The sequence below is a fragment of the Pannus brasiliensis CCIBt3594 genome (genome assembly GCF_036688125.1).
Taxonomy (GTDB): domain Bacteria; phylum Cyanobacteriota; class Cyanobacteriia; order Cyanobacteriales; family Microcystaceae; genus Pannus; species Pannus brasiliensis.
Map to the genome: position 1 here is coordinate 27253 of NZ_JBAFSM010000030.1, position 22869 is coordinate 50121.

18 protein-coding genes are annotated in these 22869 nt (G+C 53.6%); 8 read left to right on the forward strand and 10 right to left on the reverse strand.

Annotation, left to right across the window (positions count from 1 at the left end):
- The first annotated feature begins 422 nt into the window (after window positions 1–422).
- The 5 genes from V0288_RS15390 to V0288_RS15410 all read left to right on the forward strand — a co-directional run bounded on the left by V0288_RS15390 (window position 423) and on the right by V0288_RS15410 (window position 9551).
- Window positions 423–665 carry a hypothetical protein gene (locus V0288_RS15390; protein WP_332866011.1) on the forward strand — a complete coding sequence of 81 codons (243 nt, stop codon included), beginning with the start codon at window positions 423–425 and terminating at the stop codon, window positions 663–665.
- A gap of 141 nt (window positions 666–806) precedes the next feature.
- Window positions 807–1100: a 30S ribosomal protein S20 gene (gene rpsT, locus V0288_RS15395; protein ID WP_332866012.1), complete on the forward strand. Its 294-nt coding sequence runs from the start codon at window positions 807–809 to the stop codon at window positions 1098–1100.
- A 104-nt stretch (window positions 1101–1204) separates the two neighbouring features.
- A complete protein-coding gene (locus tag V0288_RS15400; protein ID WP_332866013.1) occupies window positions 1205–2011 on the forward strand; it encodes a TatD family hydrolase in 807 nt (268 codons plus the stop codon).
- A gap of 48 nt (window positions 2012–2059) precedes the next feature.
- Window positions 2060–5371, forward strand: coding sequence for a DNA-directed RNA polymerase subunit beta (gene rpoB / locus V0288_RS15405; RefSeq protein WP_332866014.1), 3312 nt, complete (start codon window positions 2060–2062; stop codon window positions 5369–5371).
- A 178-nt stretch (window positions 5372–5549) separates the two neighbouring features.
- The gene (locus V0288_RS15410) at window positions 5550–9551 is read left to right on the forward strand and encodes a DNA-directed RNA polymerase subunit beta' (RefSeq protein WP_332866015.1); all 4002 of its coding nucleotides are present in this window, start codon (window positions 5550–5552) and stop codon (window positions 9549–9551) included.
- A 242-nt stretch (window positions 9552–9793) separates the two neighbouring features.
- Here V0288_RS15410 and V0288_RS15415 read toward each other — a convergent pair whose 3' ends face one another.
- The gene (locus V0288_RS15415; RefSeq protein ID WP_332866016.1) at window positions 9794–9931 is read right to left on the reverse strand and encodes a hypothetical protein; all 138 of its coding nucleotides are present in this window, start codon (window positions 9929–9931) and stop codon (window positions 9794–9796) included.
- On the opposite strand from V0288_RS15415, the gene nadC reads away from it, so the two are divergent.
- A complete protein-coding gene (gene nadC, locus V0288_RS15420) occupies window positions 9930–10781 on the forward strand; it encodes a carboxylating nicotinate-nucleotide diphosphorylase (protein WP_332866017.1) in 852 nt (283 codons plus the stop codon). The two genes, V0288_RS15415 and nadC, sit on opposite strands and share 2 nt — an antisense overlap.
- Before the next feature lie 193 nt (window positions 10782–10974).
- Here the strand turns inward: nadC and V0288_RS15425 are convergent, their stop codons facing one another.
- The 6 genes from V0288_RS15425 to acnB form a co-directional block, all read right to left on the reverse strand.
- A complete protein-coding gene (locus tag V0288_RS15425; RefSeq protein WP_332866019.1) occupies window positions 10975–11763 on the reverse strand; it encodes a class I SAM-dependent methyltransferase in 789 nt (262 codons plus the stop codon).
- Between the two features lie 40 nt (window positions 11764–11803).
- A complete protein-coding gene (locus tag V0288_RS15430; protein WP_332866020.1) occupies window positions 11804–12145 on the reverse strand; it encodes a XisI protein in 342 nt (113 codons plus the stop codon).
- Window positions 12133–12453 carry an element excision factor XisH family protein gene (locus tag V0288_RS15435; protein ID WP_332866021.1) on the reverse strand — a complete coding sequence of 107 codons (321 nt, stop codon included), beginning with the start codon at window positions 12451–12453 and terminating at the stop codon, window positions 12133–12135. Before V0288_RS15435 ends, V0288_RS15430 begins: the two co-directional genes overlap by 13 nt.
- Window positions 12454–12603: 150 nt before the next feature.
- Complete coding sequence (locus V0288_RS15440) at window positions 12604–12756, reverse strand: hypothetical protein (RefSeq protein WP_332866022.1); 153 nt, start codon at window positions 12754–12756, stop codon at window positions 12604–12606.
- A gap of 40 nt (window positions 12757–12796) precedes the next feature.
- A complete protein-coding gene (locus tag V0288_RS15445) occupies window positions 12797–14614 on the reverse strand; it encodes a P-loop NTPase family protein (RefSeq protein WP_332866023.1) in 1818 nt (605 codons plus the stop codon).
- 87 nt (window positions 14615–14701) lie between these two features.
- Window positions 14702–17311, reverse strand: coding sequence for a bifunctional aconitate hydratase 2/2-methylisocitrate dehydratase (gene acnB / locus V0288_RS15450; RefSeq protein ID WP_332866024.1), 2610 nt, complete (start codon window positions 17309–17311; stop codon window positions 14702–14704).
- Between the two features lie 151 nt (window positions 17312–17462).
- Here acnB and V0288_RS15455 point away from each other — a divergent pair, with 151 nt between their 5' ends.
- Entirely contained in the window at window positions 17463–17606 is a 144-nt protein-coding gene (locus V0288_RS15455) for a hypothetical protein (protein WP_332866025.1), read from the forward strand.
- A 330-nt stretch (window positions 17607–17936) separates the two neighbouring features.
- Here V0288_RS15455 and V0288_RS15460 read toward each other — a convergent pair whose 3' ends face one another.
- Window positions 17937–19325: a peptidoglycan DD-metalloendopeptidase family protein gene (locus V0288_RS15460; RefSeq protein ID WP_332866026.1), complete on the reverse strand. Its 1389-nt coding sequence runs from the start codon at window positions 19323–19325 to the stop codon at window positions 17937–17939.
- Between the two features lie 67 nt (window positions 19326–19392).
- Entirely contained in the window at window positions 19393–20178 is a 786-nt protein-coding gene (locus V0288_RS15465; protein ID WP_332866027.1) for a biotin--[acetyl-CoA-carboxylase] ligase, read from the reverse strand.
- A 7-nt stretch (window positions 20179–20185) separates the two neighbouring features.
- On the opposite strand from V0288_RS15465, the gene pgeF reads away from it, so the two are divergent.
- Window positions 20186–21019, forward strand: a complete 834-nt coding sequence (gene pgeF, locus V0288_RS15470; protein ID WP_422661988.1) for a peptidoglycan editing factor PgeF — start codon at window positions 20186–20188, stop codon at window positions 21017–21019.
- A gap of 167 nt (window positions 21020–21186) precedes the next feature.
- Here pgeF and prfC read toward each other — a convergent pair whose 3' ends face one another.
- Window positions 21187–22812, reverse strand: a complete 1626-nt coding sequence (gene prfC / locus V0288_RS15475) for a peptide chain release factor 3 (RefSeq protein WP_332866029.1) — start codon at window positions 22810–22812, stop codon at window positions 21187–21189.
- Between the last annotated feature and the right edge of the window lie 57 nt (window positions 22813–22869).

Here is a 22869-nt window from a genome sequence, read left to right on the forward strand (position 1 = left end):
GGACGAGACGAGAGTAAGAAGGGTTGGACTCTTCACCTACTAGCTTACCGTTTTCACGCTAGACCGGGGAGGCGATCCCGCCCCGATCGACCCCGGGCGCGAGAGGGAGAAGATGCTAAAGTCAAGGCAACGATCCCGATCACGATGAAACCCGTCTATTGGAACGAGGCCAAAAACCGTCGGTGTAATGGCCGAGAGGGGAATCGCGTTCGAGGAAGTCGTTCGAGCGATCGAGTCCGGGGAGCTACTGGCGATCCTCGATCCTCCGAATCCCGAACGTTACCCCGGACAGAGGATATCGATCGTTAAAATAAGAGAATACGCTGATAGGGTTCCCTACGTGGAGGACGAAACCGAAATTTTCCTCAAAACCATCATTCCCAGCCGAAAAATGCAAAAGAGGTACTTAGGAGGCTAAAATCGTGAACACGCTAGATCCCGAGGCAGAGGAAGCGCTACAGAGCGTCGAAAACGAGGAATGGAGGGAGATCGAGAATTTCGCCGGGGAAAAACAACGCCACGCGGATATCGCCCGCTACCCGATCGCCCGGATGGAGATCGAACGGCTTCTATCCGCCGAAGACTGGCAAAAAGTTCGGAAATCGCCCGTAAACTCGATCTTCCCGTTCCCGGTGTCGCGCGAGACATCCCGCGTAAATACTTAACCGGTGAGTTAGTCGAGAGAGCGATCGGGCGAGCGCCTTGAGGATTTTCCGACAAACCCTTGCCACGGTATCCGATAACTTGCTATAATCATCTGTCCGAGTCCCGATAATCTATCCAAGTATTGAGAACGAGAAACGACCGTGGCTAATACAAAGTCTGCACTCAAACGAGTTCAAATCTCTGAAAGAAACCGACTCCGCAATAAAGCGTACAAGTCAGCGGTGAGAACCTTAATGAAAAAATGTTTTCTCGCGGTCTCTGCCTACAGTGCTAACCCCGACCCCGAAGCCCTGAAAACCGCTCAAGAAGCTATGTCCGCGGCCTACAGCAAAATTGACAAGGCCGTTAAGCGCAACGTTCTCCATAGAAATAATGGAGCCAGAAAAAAGGCCAACCTAGCAAAAGCTTTTAAAAAAGTTACAATGGCTTCGTAGGGTCAGCGAGAGAATCACTTTCGGCAAACGCCTTCGGGGTGGGTATCACCGAGTACGATCGACCGGCATAGGGAAAGCGCGCGTTCTTGAGCGATCGGGGGTAGATGCAACTAATCGATACGCACGTTCACTTAAACTTCGACGTTTTCGCCGAAGATATCGTCTCGATCGCCGATCGGTGGCGAAAGGCCGGGATCGTTCATCTCGTGCATTCCTGCGTGGAACCGGACGAGTTCGAGACGATCCGCTCGATCGCCGATCGCTTCGAGGAAATCTCTTTCGCCGTCGGTTTACACCCGCTAGACAGCGAGAAATGGACGGACGGCACCGCCGATCGGATCGAGTCCCTGGCTCGTTCCGATCGGCGCGTGGTGGCGATCGGGGAAACGGGACTAGACTTCTATAAAGCCGAAAACCGGGAACACCAGAAAGAAGTTTTTCGCGCCCAGCTAGAAATCGCCCGCGCCCTCGATAAACCCGTCATCGTTCACTGTCGCGACGCGGCGCCCGCGATGCGGGAGGTTCTCGCGGAATTCCAAAGCAACGTCGGAACCGTCCGGGGAGTCATGCACTGCTGGAGCGGAACGCCGGAAGAAACCCGATGGTTTTTAGACCTCGGGTTCTATATCAGTTTCAGCGGGGTCGTCACCTTTAAAAACGCCCGTACCGTGCGGGAATCCGCCCTTCTCGTCCCCGACGATCGACTATTGGTAGAGACCGACTGCCCCTTTCTCGCCCCCACCCCCTATCGAGGAAAACGCAACGAACCCGCTTACGTGTTGAGCGTCGCCGAAAGTGTCGCCCGTCTGCGGGATGTTCCCCTAGAAACATTAGCCGACCAAACCACCCGTAACGCCCGTGAACTATTCAAACTATCGATCGAGGTGGAGCCGCGCGATCGCCCCCGGTAACGCGATCCTAGCCCGAAATTCCCGATAAATTCCCGCCATTCTATTTCTATGAACAACTTAACCTATAATCTCTTACCCGATCTCATTGAAATCCAGCATTCTAGTTTCCGGTGGTTCCTAGAAGAAGGACTGATCGAAGAACTCAATAGTTTCTCGCCGATCACCGACTACACCGGAAAACTCGAACTGCACTTCCTCGGTCAGGACTACAAGTTAAAAGAACCCAAGTACAGCGTCGATGAAGCCAAGCGTCGCGACAGTACCTATTCCGTTCAGATGTACGTTCCCACCCGCCTGATCAACAAAGAAACGGGGGAGAACATCGAGCAGGAAGTGTTCATCGGCGACCTGCCCCTGATGACCGAACGGGGTACCTTTATTATTAACGGCGCGGAGCGGGTGATTGTCAACCAGATCGTCCGTTCCCCCGGCGTGTACTACAAAGCGGAAATCGATAAAAACGGCCGTCGTACCTATTCCGCCTCGCTAATTCCCAACCGCGGCGCGTGGTTAAAATTCGAGACCGATAAAAACGGTCTGGTGTGGGTCAGAATCGATAAAACCCGCAAATTATCGGCGCAGATTTTACTGAAAGCGATCGGTCTGAGCGATAACGAGATCCTCGACTCCCTGCGTCACCCCGAGTTCTACCAGAAAACCCTCGAAAAAGAAGGCAACCCCAGCGAGGAAGAAGCGCTCCTAGAACTGTACCGGAAACTCCGTCCGGGGGAACCGCCCACGGTGATGGGAGGGCAACAACTGCTCGACTCCCGTTTCTTCGACAACAAACGCTACGATCTCGGTCGCGTCGGTCGCTACAAACTTAACAAAAAACTCCGGCTGAACGTTCCCGATAACGAGCGGGTGTTAACGCCCACCGATATCCTCGCGGCGATCGACTACCTGATCAACCTGGAATTCGACATCGGCAGTACCGACGACATCGATCACCTCGGCAACCGTCGCGTTCGTTCCGTCGGCGAACTGCTCCAGAACCAAGTTCGAGTGGGTTTGAACCGCTTGGAAAGAATCATCCGGGAACGGATGACCGTTAGCGAGTCCAACGCGTTAACCCCGGCCTCCTTGGTGAACCCCAAACCCCTCGTCGCCGCGATTAAAGAATTCTTCGGTTCGTCGCAGTTATCCCAGTTCATGGATCAGACCAACCCCCTCGCGGAACTGACCCACAAGCGCCGTCTATCGGCCCTCGGTCCCGGCGGTCTGACCCGCGAGCGCGCCGGTTTCGCGGTGCGGGACATTCACCCGTCCCACCACGGTCGGATCTGCCCGGTCGAAACCCCCGAAGGCCCCAACGCCGGGTTAATCGGCTCCCTGGCGACCTACGCGCGCGTCAACGATTACGGGTTCATCGAGACTCCCTGTTACGTCGTCGAGAACGGGCGCGTGCGCTACGATAAACCGGTCAAATACCTGACCGCCGACGAAGAGGATGATTGTCGGGTAGCGCCCGGAGACGTGGCCACCGACGAGAACGGGTATATCCAGGGCGATACCATCCCCGTCCGTTACCGTCAGGAGTTCTCCACCACCACCCCCGAACAGGTGGACTACGTGTGCGTCTCCCCGGTACAGATCGTTTCCGTCGCCACCTCGTTGATCCCCTTCCTCGAACACGACGACGCGAACCGCGCCCTGATGGGATCGAATATGCAAAGACAGGCGGTTCCCCTCCTGCGCCCGGAACGTCCCCTCGTCGGCACCGGATTGGAAGCCCAGACCGCGCGCGACTCCGGGATGGTCATCGTCTCCCGCACCAACGGGGTGGTTTCCTACGTCGATGCCACGAAGATCCGGGTGAAAGTCGCGCCGGAAGACCGCGATATCGTCGGCAAGAGCGAGATCGAGTACGAGATCCAGAAATACAATCGATCGAACCAGGACACCTGTCTCAACCAGCGTCCCCTCGTCTACATGGGCGAACAGGTCGTCCCCGGACAGATTCTCGCCGACGGTTCCGCGACCGAGGGGGGCGAGATCGCGCTCGGACAGAACATTCTCGTGGCTTATATGCCCTGGGAGGGTTACAACTACGAGGACGCGATCCTGATCAGCGAGCGGCTGGTTTACGATGACGTGTACACCAGTATTCACATCGAGAAATACGAGATCGAGGCCCGTCAGACAAAACTCGGCCCTGAAGAGATCACGCGGGAGATTCCCAACGTCGGCGAGGATGCCCTGCGGAATCTAGACGAGCGCGGCATTATCCGCATCGGCGCGTGGGTGGAAGCCGGCGATATCCTCGTCGGTAAAGTCACGCCGAAAGGGGAATCGGATCAACCCCCGGAAGAAAAACTCCTGCGGGCTATCTTCGGCGAAAAAGCGCGGGACGTGCGGGATAACTCCCTCCGCGTTCCCAACGGCGAGAAAGGTCGGGTCGTGGACGTGCGCGTGTTCACCCGCGAGCAGGGAGACGAACTGCCGCCGGGCGCGAACATGGTCGTGCGGGTGTACGTGGCCCAGAAACGGAAGATCCAGGTGGGCGATAAAATGGCGGGTCGTCACGGCAATAAAGGGATTATCTCCCGGATTCTGCCGATCGAGGATATGCCCTACCTACCCGACGGCCGCCCGGTCGATATCGTCCTCAACCCGTTGGGCGTTCCCTCGCGGATGAACGTCGGTCAGGTGTTCGAGTGTCTCCTCGGCTGGGCCGGCGAAAACCTCGGCGTGCGCTTTAAAGTCACCCCCTTCGACGAGATGTACGGCGAGGAAGCCAGCCGCTTAACCGTACACGGTCTGTTAGAGGACGCGTCTAAAAAACATAACCGGGATTGGGTGTTCGACGAAGAGCATCCGGGGAAAGTGATGGTCTACGACGGGCGTACCGGGGAGGCGTTCGATCGACCCGTGACCGTCGGCATGGCCTATATGCTGAAACTGGTTCACCTCGTCGATGACAAGATCCACGCCCGTTCCACCGGTCCCTACTCCCTCGTCACCCAGCAACCCCTCGGCGGTAAAGCCCAGCAGGGCGGTCAGCGTTTCGGGGAAATGGAAGTGTGGGCGCTGGAAGCCTACGGCGCGGCCTACACCCTGCAAGAACTGTTAACCGTCAAATCCGACGATATGCAGGGACGTAACGAGGCGCTTAACGCCATTGTCAAAGGCAAGCCGATCCCCCGTCCCGGAACGCCGGAATCCTTCAAGGTGTTAATGCGAGAACTGCAATCGCTGGGGTTAGATATCGCCGTTCACAAGGTAGAGAACGCCCCCGACGGCACCTCCCGCGACGTGGAAGTGGATCTGATGACCGATACCGGCCGTCGCGCCCCCTCCCGTCCCACCTACGAATCGTTAACCACGGAAGACCTAGAGGAAGAAGAGGCCGAAGTGTAGTTTCACCGAGTCAGGAGTCAGGAGTCAGGAGTCAGGAGTTATTCATTAACCCCCGCGCTCCTTTCCCCTACAGGCCCTTGATGGTAATCGTGTCGGGAGATAGGAGTTAGGAATTCAAAGAAATCATCCCTGCCCCGCTCCTTTGTCGTAAAAGCTTCTAATCGTGTAAGGACAACCGATGTTTTATAACCATATTGTTGACAAAGGGAAACTGAAAAAATTAATCGCCTGGGCGTATCAGAACTACGGCTCGGCGCGTTGCTCGCAGATGGCGGACGATCTCAAAAATTTGGGATTCCGGTTCGCGACCAAGGCCGGGGTGTCGATCAGTGTCGAGGATCTGACGGTTCCCCCGGCGAAACGGCAGATGATCGAGAGCGCCGAACAGGAAATCCGGGCCACCGAACAGCGCTACGCCCGCGGCGAGATTACCGAGGTGGAGCGTTTCCAGAAGGTGATCGACACCTGGAACGGTACCTCCGAAGCGCTCAAAGATGAGGTGGTGCGGAACTTCCAGGCTACCGATCCCCTGAACTCGGTGTATATGATGGCGTTCTCCGGCGCGCGGGGAAACATGAGCCAGGTACGGCAGTTGGTGGGGATGCGGGGTCTGATGGCCAATCCCCAGGGGGAGATCATCGACCTCCCGATTAAAACCAACTTCCGCGAGGGGCTGACCGTGACCGAGTACGTGATCTCGTCTTACGGGGCGCGGAAAGGGTTGGTCGATACCGCTTTACGGACGGCGGACTCGGGATACTTAACCCGTCGTCTGGTGGACGTGTCCCAGGACGTGATCGTGCGGGAAGTCGATTGCGGCACGAATCGGTATATCGAGTTAACGCCGATGACCGACGGGGACCGGGTGTTGATCCCGTTGAGCGATCGCCTGCTCGGTCGCAGTCTCGCGGAGGATATCGTCGTTAACGGGGAAACGATCGCCGAACGGAACCAGATCATCGACGACGAGACCAGCGAGAAAATCGGTCGGCTGGTCGATCGGGTGAAGGTGCGGAGTCCGCTGACCTGCGAGGCCGTGCGATCGGTGTGCCAACACTGTTACGGCTGGAGTCTCGCCCACGGTCACACCGTCGATATGGGCGAGGCGGTGGGGATTATCGCGGCGCAATCGATCGGTGAACCCGGAACCCAGTTAACCATGAGAACCTTCCACACGGGAGGGGTGTTCACCGGGGAGGTCGCCCGTCAGGTGCGCGCCAATTTCAACGGTACGATCCGTTTCCTGCCGGGGTTGAGTATTCGCAACGTGCGGACCCGTCACGGGGACGAGCGCGATCAGGTGGAAGCCCCCGGAGATATCGAGTTGATTCCCGACGCGAAAAATAAAGCCTCGGTGATCTTCGGCGTGACCACCGGTTCCCTGTTATTCGTCACCGACGGCGCGAAAGTGAGCGAGGAGCAACTGCTCGCGGAAATCGCCTCGGATAAGGTGCAGAAAGCCACCGAGAAAGCCACCAAGGACGTGACCAGCGATCTCGCCGGCGAGGTGTTATTCTCGGCGCAATTGATCCCGGAAGAGAAAACCGATCGCCAGGGCAACACCACCCGCACCGCCCAACGGGGGGGACTACTGTGGATTCTCTCCGGGGAGGTGTACAACCTGCCGCCCGGCGCGGAACCGGTCATCACCAACGGCGCGACCGTGAACGCGGGCGACGTGCTCGCGGAAACGAAACTGGTCTCGACCAACGGCGGGATCGTGCGTTTCGAGGAGAATAGCCGGGAGATCGACATCGTGACCGCTTCCGTGTCCCTCGATCGCGCGAAGGTGAAAGTCGAGAGTAGCGGCGGCCGGGAGCAGTTTATTATCTACACCGGCGAGGACGGGCGCTTTTTGCTCAAAGCCACTCCGGGAACGAAGGTACAGAATCACGCCATCGTCGCCGAGTTAATCGACGATCGCTACCAGACCCACACCGGCGGGACGATCAAGTACGTCGATATCGAGGTGTCTAAAGGCAGTCGCAAACAGGGCTACGAGATCACCAAGGGCGGCACGATCCTCTGGATTCCCGAGGAAACCCACGAGGTGAATAAAGACATCTCCCTCCTGCAAGTGGAGGACGGGCAGTACGTGGAAGCCGGGGAAGAAGTCGTCAAAGATATCTTCTGTAGCTCTAGCGGCGTGGTCGAGGTGATCCAGAAAAACGACATCCTGCGGGAGATTATTATCAAACCGGGGCAATTGTTCATGGATCTCGAACCGGAATCCTCCGGGATCGCCCAGGAGCAGTTAATTCACCCCGGAACGCAGATCACGCCCGACGTGACGATCGAGGAACTGCGGCAGGCGGAATGGGTGGAAACGAACGAGGGATTGGGATTACTTTTGCGCCCGGTTCACGAGTTTCCCGTGTACGACGAACCCGCCGCGCCCTCGCAGGGTTCGACCAATCAGGAGGGGGGACGACAGATCGAACTGCGATCGATCCAGCGTATTTTCTACAAGGACGGCGAGCGCGTCAAATCCGTCGAGGGCTGTCAACTGCTCAGTACCCAACTGGTCTTGGAGATCTCCAGCGAGGAACCGGAATCGGTGTCGCATCTCACCGCGGATATCGAGTTAGAACCGACGGAGGAAGCGGATTCCCAACGCCTGCAATTGGTTATCCTCGAATCCCTCGTCCTGCGTCGCGATACCGACGGCGATCCCCTGAGCGGCAATATTCACACCCGGATTCTGGTGAAAGATGGGGACGAGATTCCCCCCGGCGCGGTCGTGGCACTCACCGAGATCCAGTGTAAGGAAGCCGGGCAGATCCGCGGGATTCCCGATTCTCCGGGAAGCGAGGCGGTACGTCGTCTGTTGGTGGTGCGCGAAAGTGACGAGTTCACTATCCCGATCGCTACCGAACCGAAGAGCAAGGTAGGCGATCTGGTGATCGCGGAAACCGAGGTCGCCGATGGGATGCTCGCGCCCAATTCGGGGCAGGTGCTATCGATCGAGAAAACCGCCACCGGCCACGAGATCCATTTACGGAGCGCCCGACCTTACCGGGTGTCGGCCGGGGCGATCCTGCACATCGATGACGGGGATCTGGTACAACGGGGCGATAATCTGGTGCTGTTGGTCTTCGAGCGATCGAAAACGGGAGACATCATCCAGGGTCTACCGAGAATCGAGGAACTGCTGGAGGCGCGCAAACCGAAAGAGGCCTGCATTATCGCCCGGAAGCCGGGGGTCTGTCAGGTGGAATACATGGACGATGAGATCGTCGATATCAAGGTGATCGAGGACGACGGCACCATCAGCGAGTATCCGCTGTTAGCCGGTCAGAATCCTTTGGTGGGCGATAATCAACGCATCGAGGCCGGTCAACCGCTTACCGACGGTCAGGCCAATCCCCACGAGATCCTAGAGGTGTTCTTTAACTACTACGTGGACGAGTTGGGAAGTTACGAGGCGGCGTTAAAAGCGCTGGAAAAAGCCCAGATGTTCCTCGTCGATCAGGTGCAGTCGGTGTATCAATCCCAGGGGATCGATATCGCCGATAAACATATCGAGGTGATCGTCCGTCAGATGACCTCGAAGGTGCGGATCGATGACGGGGGCGATACGAGTATGCTTCCCGGCGAGTTACTGGAGTTACATCAGGTGGAGACGGTTAACGAGGCCATGTCGATCACCGGCGCGGCGGCGGCGAAATACACGCCGGTGCTGTTGGGGATCACGAAAGCGTCGTTGAATACCGATAGCTTCATCAGCGCGGCCTCGTTCCAGGAGACCACCCGCGTGCTGACCGAGGCGGCGATCGAGGGCAAATCCGACTGGTTACGCGGCTTGAAGGAAAACGTGATCATCGGTCGTCTGATTCCCGCGGGAACCGGATTCAACGCCCACGAGATGGGTGGCACCACGGCCGCGGATTACCCGCCGGTCGAGGAGGAGTATTCTTACAATCGCTCCTACTACGCGCCGGCGGCGCCCGGTTTCCCCTCGCGTCCGGCTTTCTCCGACATGGAGGACGACACGAACATGATTCTCGACGATCAGACCGCGCGCGCCTACGCGGAAGGGGATGGCGGTATCCGTCTGGGACTCGACGAGGAGGATGATGAATTCCTCTCCTCGCGCGGTACCGGTCGTTTCGATCGCTGGTCGGAATCGGACGAGGACGAGGAGGATGACGATTTCGAGGACGATTTCGAGGAAGAATAAATCCTAGTTCGATCGTTCCCTACTTTGGCATGGCGAACCCGACTTTCTCGAAAAGTCGGGTTTTTTATCGGTGCCGCTAGACGGGAGATCCCCGATTCCTTCATAATCGAGAACGGGCGAACTTTTCCGAGAAAAGCCCGTAGATCTCTCGCACAATTCGTTTTCGGAGATCTAACAGCTTTAAAAACTGGAGTTTTACGAGATAAAGAAGTTTTTCCCGTGATTCTTATCCATAAGATTCTTTATTCTTCCTCCTGGCTCCTGTCTCCTGTCTCCTGTCTCCTGACTCCTGACTCCTGTCTCCTGTCTCCTGTCTCCTGTCTCCTGGCTCCTGTCTCCCTAACCACACGACAATTTTTGAATTTCGCGAGAGATCTCATGCTACCCCCTTCCCTCCTTCTCGATCGAATGCTGGAAAACTGGATCGCCGAAGATCTCGGACGCGGCGATCGAACCACGGCGGGCATTCTCGAAGGACGCGACCGGATCGAGCGCGCCCGCTGGATCGCCAAGGAAACGGGGGTTATCGCGGGTTTACCCGTGGCGGCGAGGGTTTTCCAACTGCTCGATCGTTCCGCGCGATTTACCCCCCTAGTCGTCGAGGGAGACGCTATCGTGTCGGGAAACTCGATCGCCGAAATCGAGGGTTCCCTATCGGCCCTTTTAATGGGGGAGAGAGTCGCCTTAAATCTCGTTATGCGCTTGAGCGGTATCGCCGGGGCTACCCGTCGCTACGCCGATAAAATCGCCGATTTACCCGCTAAATTAGTCGATACCCGCAAAACTACCCCCGGATTACGAATTCTCGAAAAATACGCCTCCCGCGTCGGTGGCGCGATCAACCACCGTATCGGATTGGACGATGCCGTAATGATCAAGGATAACCATATACAGGCCGCTGGGAGCGTCTCCGAGGCTGTCCGCCGCGTCCGCCAAACCATGCCCTACCCCCTGACGATCGAGGTAGAAACCGGCAATCTGGCAGAGGTGCGGGAGGCGTTGGCGAGCGGGGTAGAGATCATCATGCTCGACAATATGGATCGGGAAACCACCCGCGAGGCGGTTCAAATTATTCGGGATTTCTCCAAAAGTACGAAAATCGAGGCATCCGGGAATATAACTCTCGACACGATTCGTTCCGTCGCCGAAACGGGAGTCGATTACATATCCACCAGCGCCCCGATAACCCGATCGTCTTGGTTAGATCTCAGCATGAAAATCGGTCTCTAGCGCGCCATTCTGCCGAACGCTATGAAAAACGGAGATCGATTGACATCGAGGGAAGCATAGAGATATAGAATGATGAAATCAGAGAAATAATGAGGATAGAGAAATTAATAACTCTTTTCTGCCTCATTTCTCTCGCCTCTTTCATCCCCTTCACCTCGCTTATTCGCCTCACCTTCCGCCTTCTCCGATCGCTTCACGGAATGGTACAGAAATAATACAGCCAGAGGTCGGTACAGGCTTCTAAATCGCTCTCGCTCTCGATTTCCCGACCGGTTTTCCAGGAAAAGATTTTGATATCCCGAAAGAATGGCTCTAATTGTCGCGATTGCTCTCGCGGTCTACCGTAATAGGTCAGCAGACGGAAGTTGTGGGGTTCATCGCGGATCATCGCTCGATCGGACGTTGCTAATTTGGCGGGAGTCAGCGATCGATTGCGAAGGCGCAGGATCGCCCACATTATCAAGTTAACGTAGGCGCTGAAAGGATTTAGACCGATCTTGTTTTTCCAATCGAATTCGCGTTCGATCGCCGTCAGATTGTGGCTAGAGAAACAGAAAATTCCGGACGATTTACCGACGCGGGCGACTTCTGCGAAAACCCGCTCGCGGTCGGCGGGAGGCATATAATCGATCCCGTTAAAACTAAACAGGATAAAATCGAAAGAATCGTCCTCGAATCGGCTCAGATCCCTCGCGTCACCGACGAACCAGGATAGGGATCGATCGAACCCGGAAAAGCGTTGCCGGCAAGCCTCGATCATTTCCGGTGAGTAATCCAGTCCGGTATATTCCGCGACCAATGGGGCGAAGTGCGCGGTAGTGCGTCCACCTCCCACCCCTAAATCGAGCATTTTCATCCCCGGCAAACGCTCGCGCAGGAGGGTTAGAATGGTTTCTTCCGCGGGCTGTAAGGCGCTCAAAGCAGTGTAATATCGAACGAAACCCCCGCTCGCGTACAGTTTTCGATTGTTGTCGTCAATCATATTCGATCGGGCTTTTTAGAAATATTACTTCGGGTATCGGTCAGGCGATCGAGAATTCGGTAAACTGTCTCGCGTCGGGAGGTTGGAAAGCCAGGACGATATCGCTAGTGGGAATCCCCAAGTGTAGGAGTTCGGTAGCGATGCCCTCTTCTGTCCAATCTTCCTCGATGTAAATTCTGTCATTTTTAACGCGAACGTAAACGGAAATCGCTTTAATCCGTTTCCCGTTTTTCCAGCCAATATTAAACCAAAGATAGTGGCTTCTTTCATCGTCGAATATCAATACCTCATCTACATCGGGGTCGGGGACTTGTGATGAGATTCTTTCGTATTCGGTTAGAATTTTTTTAATCGTGTTTTGGTAATGGGTTAGCTTATCCATTGGATGATTTCCTCTCGATCGATGTCAACAATTAACAATAGAACTTGATATTCTCGTAAAATTAATCGGATCGCGGATTGAGTGAAAAACTCCTCGTAAATTGTTTGTGCGATTGCGAGATAAACTTGATAATCGGGATGTGTGATGGAAAGAAAAGTTCGATAAATAAGATACTGACCTAACGCTGTTTCAAATTCTCGCATGGGAGAACGTCCCCGAAAGCTTTTGATTTCAATAACGATTTTTCGTTCGCCGCGGGTTGCCGAGATTGTTTTCTCTCCAGCATGGTAAATATCTTTTGCGGGCATTAATCTACTACGATAATTTTTCAATCTTTTGTTGTACCTTCGATCAACTTTAGTGTTTGTCTTGAAATAAGCTTACAGCCTTTCTCGTAAAGGTGAAGTACAGACAAACCCTTGCTACTAAAGGATTCTAGCTCCCAAAACGTACCTCATTTATCTGAGAAAGGCTGTAAATCGTTCTACAGGTTGCCACCACCGCGATTTACTAAAAAATTCCTCGGTCAATGGAGGGATATCGGAAGTATCGATTTCCTCTTCCGTAAGCGAGTCAACTTTCTGCCAATTCGTCTTCGAGGTATTGTTCATAGCGTTTTCGTTCATAAGATCGTTGTGTTTACAATATTTATTAAAGATTATCTCGGTTGATTCCAAAATTATGTTCTAATTGTTTCATATATTTATTTAATTTACTTAAAACATACTCGGCTATCTTACCCGGTGTAGCATCGGTTGTATAACAAAACTCTAAGCAAACAAGACTTTTCTGCGTATCAACTAATATATCTGGTTGAATAGTTGTAAGATATGGATGTCTCTCTTCACAACTAAATTTAAAATTTTTGTTTTCAAGTGAATCTTTTAATGTCAAATAAACGGCCTTGTTAAAAAGATGATCACTAATTTTATTTTTATGCTGATATATATCTTCATTGATTTTTTGAAAAGCTTGCCTTGCATTATTCAACCCTTTTTCTACTGTTCCGCTTTTACGCTTTCCACCCGGAATAGAAACATTTGACAATTGTAAACATAATGGCGTTCTTTTAAGCGTGTCTATCGCTTTTTTTTTGCCGAACCAGTGTATAGGAACTTTGTATTGATTTTCATCAAGGAAATCATCTCTTGTAATAGGTATTCCCGCTTCTTTTGCATAAGCGGCTATACAACTTACCAATGCGTTTGTCGGTAAATACATAATTTTAGTTGTTAACATACGACTACTAAGAGCAAGAGTTAAACGCTTAGGACTCCAATCCGCTTTTCTTTGATTATTATCATTAATATAGGCGTAAAGTGATTTATAATCCGCATTCCACATTTCATTGATTATATCTGGCGTTTGTTTGGCAAAGCGTGCTACTACCCCTTCTGCTTCAGGATAAGAAAATATAAACCAGACCTCTGTTGGTTTAGGAATAGATTTGGAAATCCGAGATAAATAATTAGTCCTTTTTTCCCAAAATGTTTTGACATCTTTTAAATAATCTCTGATCAAGTGCTTATCTTGAGGTTTTTGCTGATACTGTATTTTTAAATCCTCAAGATCATTATCAGTTAGTTGAAACTCGTAACAAGTTTTTCCAGCATTAAAAAACATGATGGTTTTCTTGGCTATATTAGGATATTCGTCAATTGGTGGGCCAGTAAATTCGATAAAAGGGGTTCTTCTATGAAACATTGTACTAGAATAATCTTGAGCAAATTTTCTCATATCTTCTAGATCCTGACGAACCGTTATCGGCCAAATAATCAAGATCGCATATTTGCGAAGCAGTGCGTTTAAATCTCTAAAAAAAGCTTTAATTTGAGATTCTTCTTCATCTTTTAAATTTTCTAGATAGTCTATGACGATACATAATTTTTCTTCTTTTTTATTGTTTTCGGAAAAAAACTCTACAGATTTTTTCTTGATTTCTTCACGCAGTAATTGGAGCTTTAGATTAGAGCTAGATTGAGGTGTTAATTCACTGGCATCAATCGATATAATTTCTTGTATTGGTATATGTTTTTGAATCTTTAGAGAACTTATAAAAGTCGATTTTCCAACGCCTGACACACCATACAAAAACAGTAAATATCCCGCAGTGCTAATATCTGCCGCAACTTGAATAATTGGCTCTTCAAATTCAGTGACAGGAACGATAAGATCAACAAGTCTAGCATCGTTTTTTTCAACTCTAGACAAAATTTCTTCATAGGAAAAAGGAAGAAATAAATCTTCGATTTTACCTTTGTTGTTTAGCTCAGAAAACTCCTTGCATGGATCAGAAGTCTTGAATCCTCTCTCGCTTTCTTTTTCATTTTTTAAAGTATCCCAACGAGATTCTGTCCGAACTGTAATTGCTTCTGAACTTGTTTGCCGTGAAACATCTTCTGCAAAATTCTCACTATTTGCAAATAGGCTTAACTGGTTTGGATCGTTATAATTTTGTTTTTTAGACATACTAACTCAAATTGATTGATGGAAACATATTACCCTGTAGTGTCTGGGTGATAGGGTGAGCTTTAAATAGCCCACCCTACCATTATACTAACTCAAAACGCCCGAGGGAATCCCTAAGATATCCTCGATGCGGGGGAGTTCTTCCACGGGGATGACGCGACCTTCATCCTCGAAACCGGCGATTTCGTTGAAATTCAGATAGCGGTATAAATCGCCCGCAAAGGGATTGATTTTCTCCGCGACAATGGCGAGATATTCTTCCACCGTCGGGATACGTCCCAATAGCGCGCAAACCGCCGCCAGTTCCGCGGAACCGAGATACACCCGCGCGTCTTTGCCCATGCGATTATTGAAGTTTCGAGTCGAGGTAGAAAATACCGTCGCCCCGTCTTCTACCCGCGCTTGATTGCCCATACAGAGAGAACAGCCTGGCATCTCGGTACGCGCCCCGGAAGCGGCGAAAATACCGTAAATTCCTTCATCGCGTAATTGCTGTTCATCCATACGCGTCGGGGGACAAATCCACAGTCGCGCTTTTGCCGTTCCCGCACCCTCTAGAATCTTCGCGGCGGCGCGATAGTGACCGATATTGGTCATGCAGGAACCGATGAATACCTCGTCGATTTTATCGCCCGCGCACTCGGACAGTAATTTAATATTATCCGGGTCGTTGGGCGCGGCGACGATCGGTTCTTTAATCTCGCTCAGATTCACCTCGATAGTGTCCGCGTATTCCGCGTCTTTGTCTCCCTCCATTAACACGGGATTGGCTAACCACTGTTCCATCTTGGCCACGCGTCGGAGAATCGTTTTCGCGTCGGTATAACCCCGCGCTGCCATATTTTTCAACAGCGCCACGTTAGAACGGAGATATTCCGCCACCGTCTCGGTACTCAGCTTAATCGTACTGCCCGCGCAAGACCGTTCCGCGGTCGCGTCGGTAAGCTCGAAAGCCTGTTCCAGTTTCAAATCCGGTAAGCCTTCCATCTCCATGATGCGACCGTTGAAAACATTCTTTTTATTCTGTTTCTCGACGGTCAATTTGCCTTCCTGCATGGCGACGTAGGGAATGGCGTTAACGATATCCCGTAGCGTTACCCCCGGTTGTAGTTCCCCGGTAAACCGCACTAACACCGATTCCGGCATATCGAGGGGCATCACCCCCAGCGCGGCGGCGAACGCGACTAAACCCGACCCCGCGGGGAAAGAAATTCCCAACGGAAAACGGGTATGGGAATCGCCCCCGGTTCCCACGGTATCCGGCAGTAACATCCGGTTTAACCACGAGTGAATGATGCCATCCCCCGGACGCAACGCGACCCCGCCGCGGGTGGAGAAGAAATCCGGTAAGTCGTGATGGGTTTTAATATCGACCGGTTTGGGATAGGCCGCGGTGTGACAGAAACTCTGCATGACTAAATCGGCGCTGAATCCCAGACAGGCTAATTCTTTTAACTCGTCGCGCGTCATCGGGCCGGTGGTGTCCTGCGACCCCACGGTGGTCATCATCGGTTCGCAGGAAGTCCCCGGACGGACACCGGGTAAACCGCAAGCTTTCCCGACCATTTTCTGCGCGAGGGTGTAGCCTTTGCCGGTATCGTTCGGCATGGTGGGACGGACGAATAGGGTACTGGGTTCGAGTCCGAGCGCGTGACGGGTTCGGTCAGTGAGCGCGCGCCCGATTAATAGGGGAATCCGTCCCCCGGCGCGCACTTCGTCGAGAATGGTATCGGGTTTGAGGGTGAAGGTGGAGATGGTTTCGCCGGCTTCGTTGGTGATTTTGCCCTCGTAGGGATAGATGGTAATCACGTCCCCGGTGTTCAGGGCGCTAACGTCGCACTCGATGGGCAACGCGCCGGAATCTTCGGCGGTATTGAAGAAAATCGGGGCGATTTTTCCGCCGAGAATGTAGCCCCCGGAACGCTTATTCGGAACGAAGGGGATATCCTCGCCGATATGCCAGAGAACGGAGTTAATCGCCGATTTCCGGCTGGAACCGGTTCCCACTACATCGCCGATGTAGGCGACGGGATGACCTTTTTTCTTCAGTTCGACGATGGTTTCTAGAGAACCGGGTTGACGGGTTTCTAACATCACCAGCGCGTGGAGGGGAATATCGGGGCGCGTGGTGGCGTGGGGCGCGGGGGATAGGTCGTCGGTGTTGGTTTCGCCGGGGACTTTGAAGACGGTGACGGTGATTTCTTTGGCGAGTTTGGGTTTGTTGATAAACCATTCGCCGTTGGCCCACGCGTCGATTACCTGTTTGGCGTAGGGGTTGGTATCGGCGAGTTCGAGGACTTCGTTGAACGCGTCGAAGACGAGGAGGGTTTTACTTAAAGCGGAGGCGGCGGTGGCGGCGATGTTGGTATCTCTCGATTTGAGGAGTTCGATGAGGGATTGCACGTTATAGCCTCCCACCATCGTACCGAGAAGGCTAACCGCGCCCTGGGGGGAGATAACGGGAGAGGTGATTTCTCCTTTGGCGATGCCGGTGAGGAATCCGGCTTTCACGTAGGCGGCTTCATCGACTCCGGGGGGAACTCTATCGCGCAGGAGGCTCATTAATTCCCCTTTGAGTTCTTCGGGGGGATTTTTTAACATCTCGCAGAGTTCCGCGGTTTGTTCGGCGTTGAGGGGTAGGGCGGGAATGCCGAGTTTCGCGCGTTCTTCGGCGTGCTGGTGATAAGCTTCTAACATTTCTATCTCCTGATAGTCGCTCGTGTCGGATGGTTTATTCTAGATTACCGAGTTTTCGCGGGTAGGTTCGCGAGGGACAATTCGATCGATCTATATTGTAGTCGTTATGAGTTTGGATAGGGAGGGGCGCGGGGGCGATCGATACGGTAAAATGTCAACATCTACACCGAATCTCTTTATGACGGTGAGTGTACAATTCGATTTACCGATCGATATCCCGTCCTCTCTCTATCACGCAGCGGAACAACAGGCGAAAATCGCCTATATTATGACCCTATTAAACACGGGGAAATGAGTGGCGGTACCGCGGGGAAGCTGTTAAGAATCTCTCGCGTAGACGTTTTCGATCGGATGTCCCGATACGGAGTGCCAGTTTTACCCGATCAGAGTCGAGAGGAGCTAGAGAGAGAAATACGGGAAACTCTCGAAATCAACAAATATTAGATATGACGGGATAAATTTAAAAGTATACAGTTTGCAAGATAGATTTTGTGCGGAATTGAATTTATAAAAAGATCGCGATTTTATCTCGGTAGGTTAGCGAAGCGTAACCCACCCTACGGTCTTTTCCAACGGCTTCTAAAACATACAAAAAGGGTGAGCGACGCTCACCCTAGAGATTTGTTTAACCCTGATTCGGATTATTGGTTTCCGGGGCGGGGTCGGTGGTCGCGATCCGCATCTGTTGGATCAGGTTATCGAGGGCGAATTCAAGGTGTAGGCCCGCGTCTACCGCCGTCCAGCCCTGTTCGGTTAAGTGTCGCCACTCGAAGTGGAGGTGAGGCCCGGTAGACATTCCCGTACTGCCCACGCGACCGATCATCTCGCCCTGTTCGACGTGTTGACCGGGGGTGACATTGATTTCCGAGAGGTGTCCGTAGCGGGATTCCTGGGTTCCGTCGAGGTGGCGCAGGATGACCATCAGACCGTAACCACCCACCCAATCGGCCGTGACCACTTCACCGGGATAGGCCGCGAGTACGGGGGTTCCCGTCGGCGCGCCGAGATCGGTTCCCGCGTGCATGGCTTCCCGACCGCTAATCGGGTGTTGTCGCCAGCCGAAAACGGAGGTAATCCGGGCGGGAATGGCGAGGGGGAAGAGTAAATCGGTGCGTTGCGGTTGCTCGCTTACCGTGGGGCTAAGGCTGGTAGCCCGATCGATCGTCGCCGATTCTTCCGCGGGTTCTACGGTGGGATAGGCTTCCACCGGACGCGTCACGGGCGCGAGGGCGAGTTTCACGCCGTTCCATTCCGGGGGATTGAGGGGGACGACCGTACCGACCTCGCTGGGAATCACTCTCGGGGCCGCGAGACGGACGGGCGCGGTAGAGGCTACCAAGGTGGGCGCGATACGACTCGCGACATTCTCGGTAACGATCCGTCTCCGGGGTTGAACGGCGACGGGATTCTCGGCGATTATTCTTTGTCTCCGGGGTTGAACGGCGACGGGATTTTCGGCGATTATTCTTTGTCTACGCGGTTGGACGGCTACCGTCTCGGTTTGACGGACATCGGGACGGGAACGACGGATCGCGGTCAGATTGACGGGGGGTAAGGGTTTGGCGACCCTAGCGAGACGTTGACGCTGACGGGGGGCGGCACTCGCGACGGGCGCGGCCGCGCAACGACCGCCCACCAGTTGACCGCCGCGGGCGATCGTCTGGCAACCGCCACTCCGTCCGGTAACGACCACCTCGGTAGGCGGCGCGTAGTTCCGGGTGTCGATAAAATTATTTTTGCCCGACGCGGTTTGTCGCGGGGCGAGGGTGGGCATATCGGTTCGGTGATTTTCGGGGATAGCGAGGCGGCCGGAAGGTTCGGACACCGTTTCCGCGGCGATCGGGACGGGGGGTTTGAGGGTCGGAACCGTTTCCGTTCCTACTTCACCGGCGGTGGCGCGGTTCGGGAGACCGATCGAGCCGACGAGCGCGAGACTAATAAGACCGAGAACACCGAGACTCGTTCGCGACGAGTTCGAGAATAGAAACTTCCTGATAACGGATGATTGACGCATGATACCGCCTCACTTCTCACGGGTTGCCAATTACGAGCTTTTAGACATACTTCTCGCGAAAGAAGTTTTATCGATTATAACCGAGACTGATTGTACCGGTCGGGAGATGGATTTCGGTAGTCGCTCCCGCCGAAGACAGACGGACTTTTAATTCGCCCCGATCGCTTACCCCGGTTACGATTCCCGTATTCCCGGCGATCGATACCCTCTGGCCGAGATTCGCGAAAAGTTCGAGATAAACCGCGAGTAAACCCTCTATATCTTTGGATAGATAGTAATCGTAACCGGAAAAAATCGCGGCGATGGTTACGGCCGCTAATTGTTCGAGAGAATGTATCGAGCTTTCCCCCGTTCCCGTGAAAAAAGTTTGTAGATCGATCCCGGTTTCCGGCACCCGATTGCGCCAGTTAATCCCTACCCCGATCACGGCCCGCGAGATGTTTTCTCCCCGAACCCGCGTTTCGATTTTTATTCCCCCTAATTTTTTCCCGTCGATCACCAGATCGTTGGGCCATTTCACGCGGACGGGTATCCGATAGGAACGTAGACGGGACGCGATGCCCCAGGCGGTCGCGAGAACGAGATGGGGGGCTTTTTCAACGGTTAAATCGGTTTCTAACGCGAGAGAGAGATACAATCCGCCGATTTCCGAGAGCCATTGTCGGCCCTGTTGTCCTCGTCCCGCGCTCTGTTGGCTCGCGATCACCGCGAAGGGGGGATTTTCGCCCGATTCGAGCAGTTCCCAGGCGGTTCGATCGGTCGAGGGGATTGTATTGAACCCGTGAACGGGGATTCGTGTCTTTAGATCGAGCGAGGAAAGTTCGTTTTCGAGTTGTTGGATGTCCAAACTCATGGCTACGATGGTTGAAAATAAAGAACGAACACTGACGATCGAGGTGAATACCGTGACAACCCTAGTGACTGATGAACGGAAGACGCGAACCTGGCAATGGCGGGAGTGGGACGGTTTACCCTATCTGACCTGCTCGTTGTTAGAGGATTGGTCTCACGGCTTTTTTACCCGACAGTATCACCCGCGCCCTCCCGAAACCTTCGTCGGCGCGTTACATACCGAGGCCGAAGTATACCGGGTGAAACAGGTTCACGGCGATCGAGTCGTCACCCCGACGGAAATCCAACGGGAAGAAACCGCCGAAGCTGACGGTATTCTCACGGAATCGCCGAATCAGGCGGTCTGGGTGGCTAGTGCCGATTGTACCCCCGTTCTGATCGGCGATCGAGCGACCGGCCGCGCGGTGGCGATCCATTCCGGGTGGCGCGGGACGGCGAAACGGATCGTTCCGGGGGCGATCGATCGTCTGGTCAATTCCGGAAGCGAGTTAGAGAATTTATCGATCGCTCTCGGGCCGGCGATCGCGGGAGAGGTGTATCAGGTTTCGACGGAAGTGGCCGCGGAGGTCGGCGCGAGTTTGTTCCCGGACGAGGGAAACGAGGGAACGATGCTCGAACGTCTTTTCGATCTGCCCGATTCTCCCCTACATCCCGACCCGGAACCGGGGAAAGTGCGTTTGGACGTGCGATCGATCCTCCTGCACCAGTTACGACAGCTAGGGATCGACGATGACCGCATCGCCATCGCGCCTTTCTGTACCTACCAACAAGGCGATCGTTTTTTCTCCTACCGCCGCGAACGCGAGAAAAAGATTCAATGGTCGGGAATCGTGAGTCGCTAAGGCAGGGTGTAGGGTGTGGGGAGTGAGGGAGGTGAGGGAGGTGAGGGAGAAAATAGTTATTATTTCCTCGGAAACTTCATTTTTATTAGTTTTCCATCTTCCCCATCTTCCCCATCCCCCTCATCTCCCCCATCTTCCCCATCCCCCTCATCTCCCCTATCTCCCCATCACCCCGCGGGTTGAACTCCGGAACCCACCGGGGCGATCGAGTTTAACTGTAGGTCGGGATGATCCTCGCGTACCTGTTGCAAGTTCCACTCGTTTTTAAACAGTAAAACGGGACGACCCCAGTAATCCTTAACGGTGAGGGTGTTGAACAGTTTCCCCGCTTTCTCCAGCGCCGGCCAGCCTCCCGCTACCCAACGGGCGAGACTATAGGGTAAAGGTTCTAAGGTGGTTTCTACCCCGTATTCGCTCAACAGACGGAACTGCACTACCTCGAACTGGAGTTGACCGACCGCGGCGAGAATGGGATCGCGCTTGAAGTCATCGATCGACGATAGAATCTGTACCGCACCCTCTTCCTGTAGTTCGGAGACCCCTTTCTGGAATTGTTTGAACTTGGAAGGGTTAGGATTTTTTAGATAGGCGAATAATTCGGGAGAAAAACAGGGAATTCCCTCGTACTCGATTTTTTTTCCCAGATAAATCGTATCGCCGATCGCGAAAACGCCGGGATTATTCAACCCGATCACGTCTCCCGGATAGGCTTCCTCGATCACCGCGCGATCTTGGGCGAAAAGTTTCTGCGGACGGGAAAGGCGGATGGTTTTGCCCGATCGAGCGTGATTAACCGCCATATCTTTCTCGAACTTGCCGGTACACACCCGCACGAAAGCCACCCGGTCGCGATGTTTCGGGTCCATATTCGCCTGGAGTTTGAAAACGAAGCCGGTAAATTCCGGGTAGGTAGGGTCGAGGTTTCCCGCGGTCGAGTTGCGTCCGACGGGTTTCAATCCGTAGTCGAGAAAGGCTTCGAGGAAAAGCTGTACCCCGAAATTGGTCATCGCGCTCCCGAAAAATACCGGGGTCATCTGTCCCGCGTGAACGGCTTCGAGATCGAGTTCCGCGCCCAGTTCCGACAGAAGCTCTATATCCTCTTTTAACTGGTAATACAGGTCTTTGTCGAGATATTCTTCAATTTTGGGGTCGCCGAGCTTTATGACGGTCTCACGGGCTTCCCGAGAGCCGTGGGAGCGACGTTCAAAGAGGTGTATCGTCTCGTTGCGTCGATCGAACACGCCTTGAAAGCGATCGCCGCCACCGATCGGCCAGTTTACCGGATAGGTTTGCAGACCTAATTCTTTTTCGATCTCGTCTAATAAATCGAGGGGTTCGCGTCCCGGACGATCCATTTTATTGACGAAGGTGAAGATCGGTAACTGGCGCAGTTTACAGACCTCGAATAGCTTACGGGTTTGCGGTTCCAGACCTTTGGCCGCGTCGATGAGCATCACCGCGTTATCGGCGGCCGCGAGGGTGCGATAGGTGTCCTCACTAAAGTCTTGGTGTCCGGGGGTGTCGAGGAGATTGATCTGGAAGTCGCGATAATCGAATTGCAGGACGGTGGAAGTGATGGAAATCCCCCGTTGTTTCTCCATCTCCATCCAGTCGGAAGTGGCTTTGCGTTGGTCGCGTCGGGCTTTTACCGCTCCCGCCTGGTGAATTGCGCCCCCGTACAGCAGGAGTTTTTCGGTGAGGGTGGTTTTTCCCGCGTCGGGGTGGGAGATAATGGCGAAATTCCGTCGCTTCTCGATCTGGGTTTCTAATTCTTGCAGGATTTCAATAGACATTACGGGCTTAGAAGTTTCCTATAGACTCTCTTACCAGCCTATCGATTATCCTCGCGT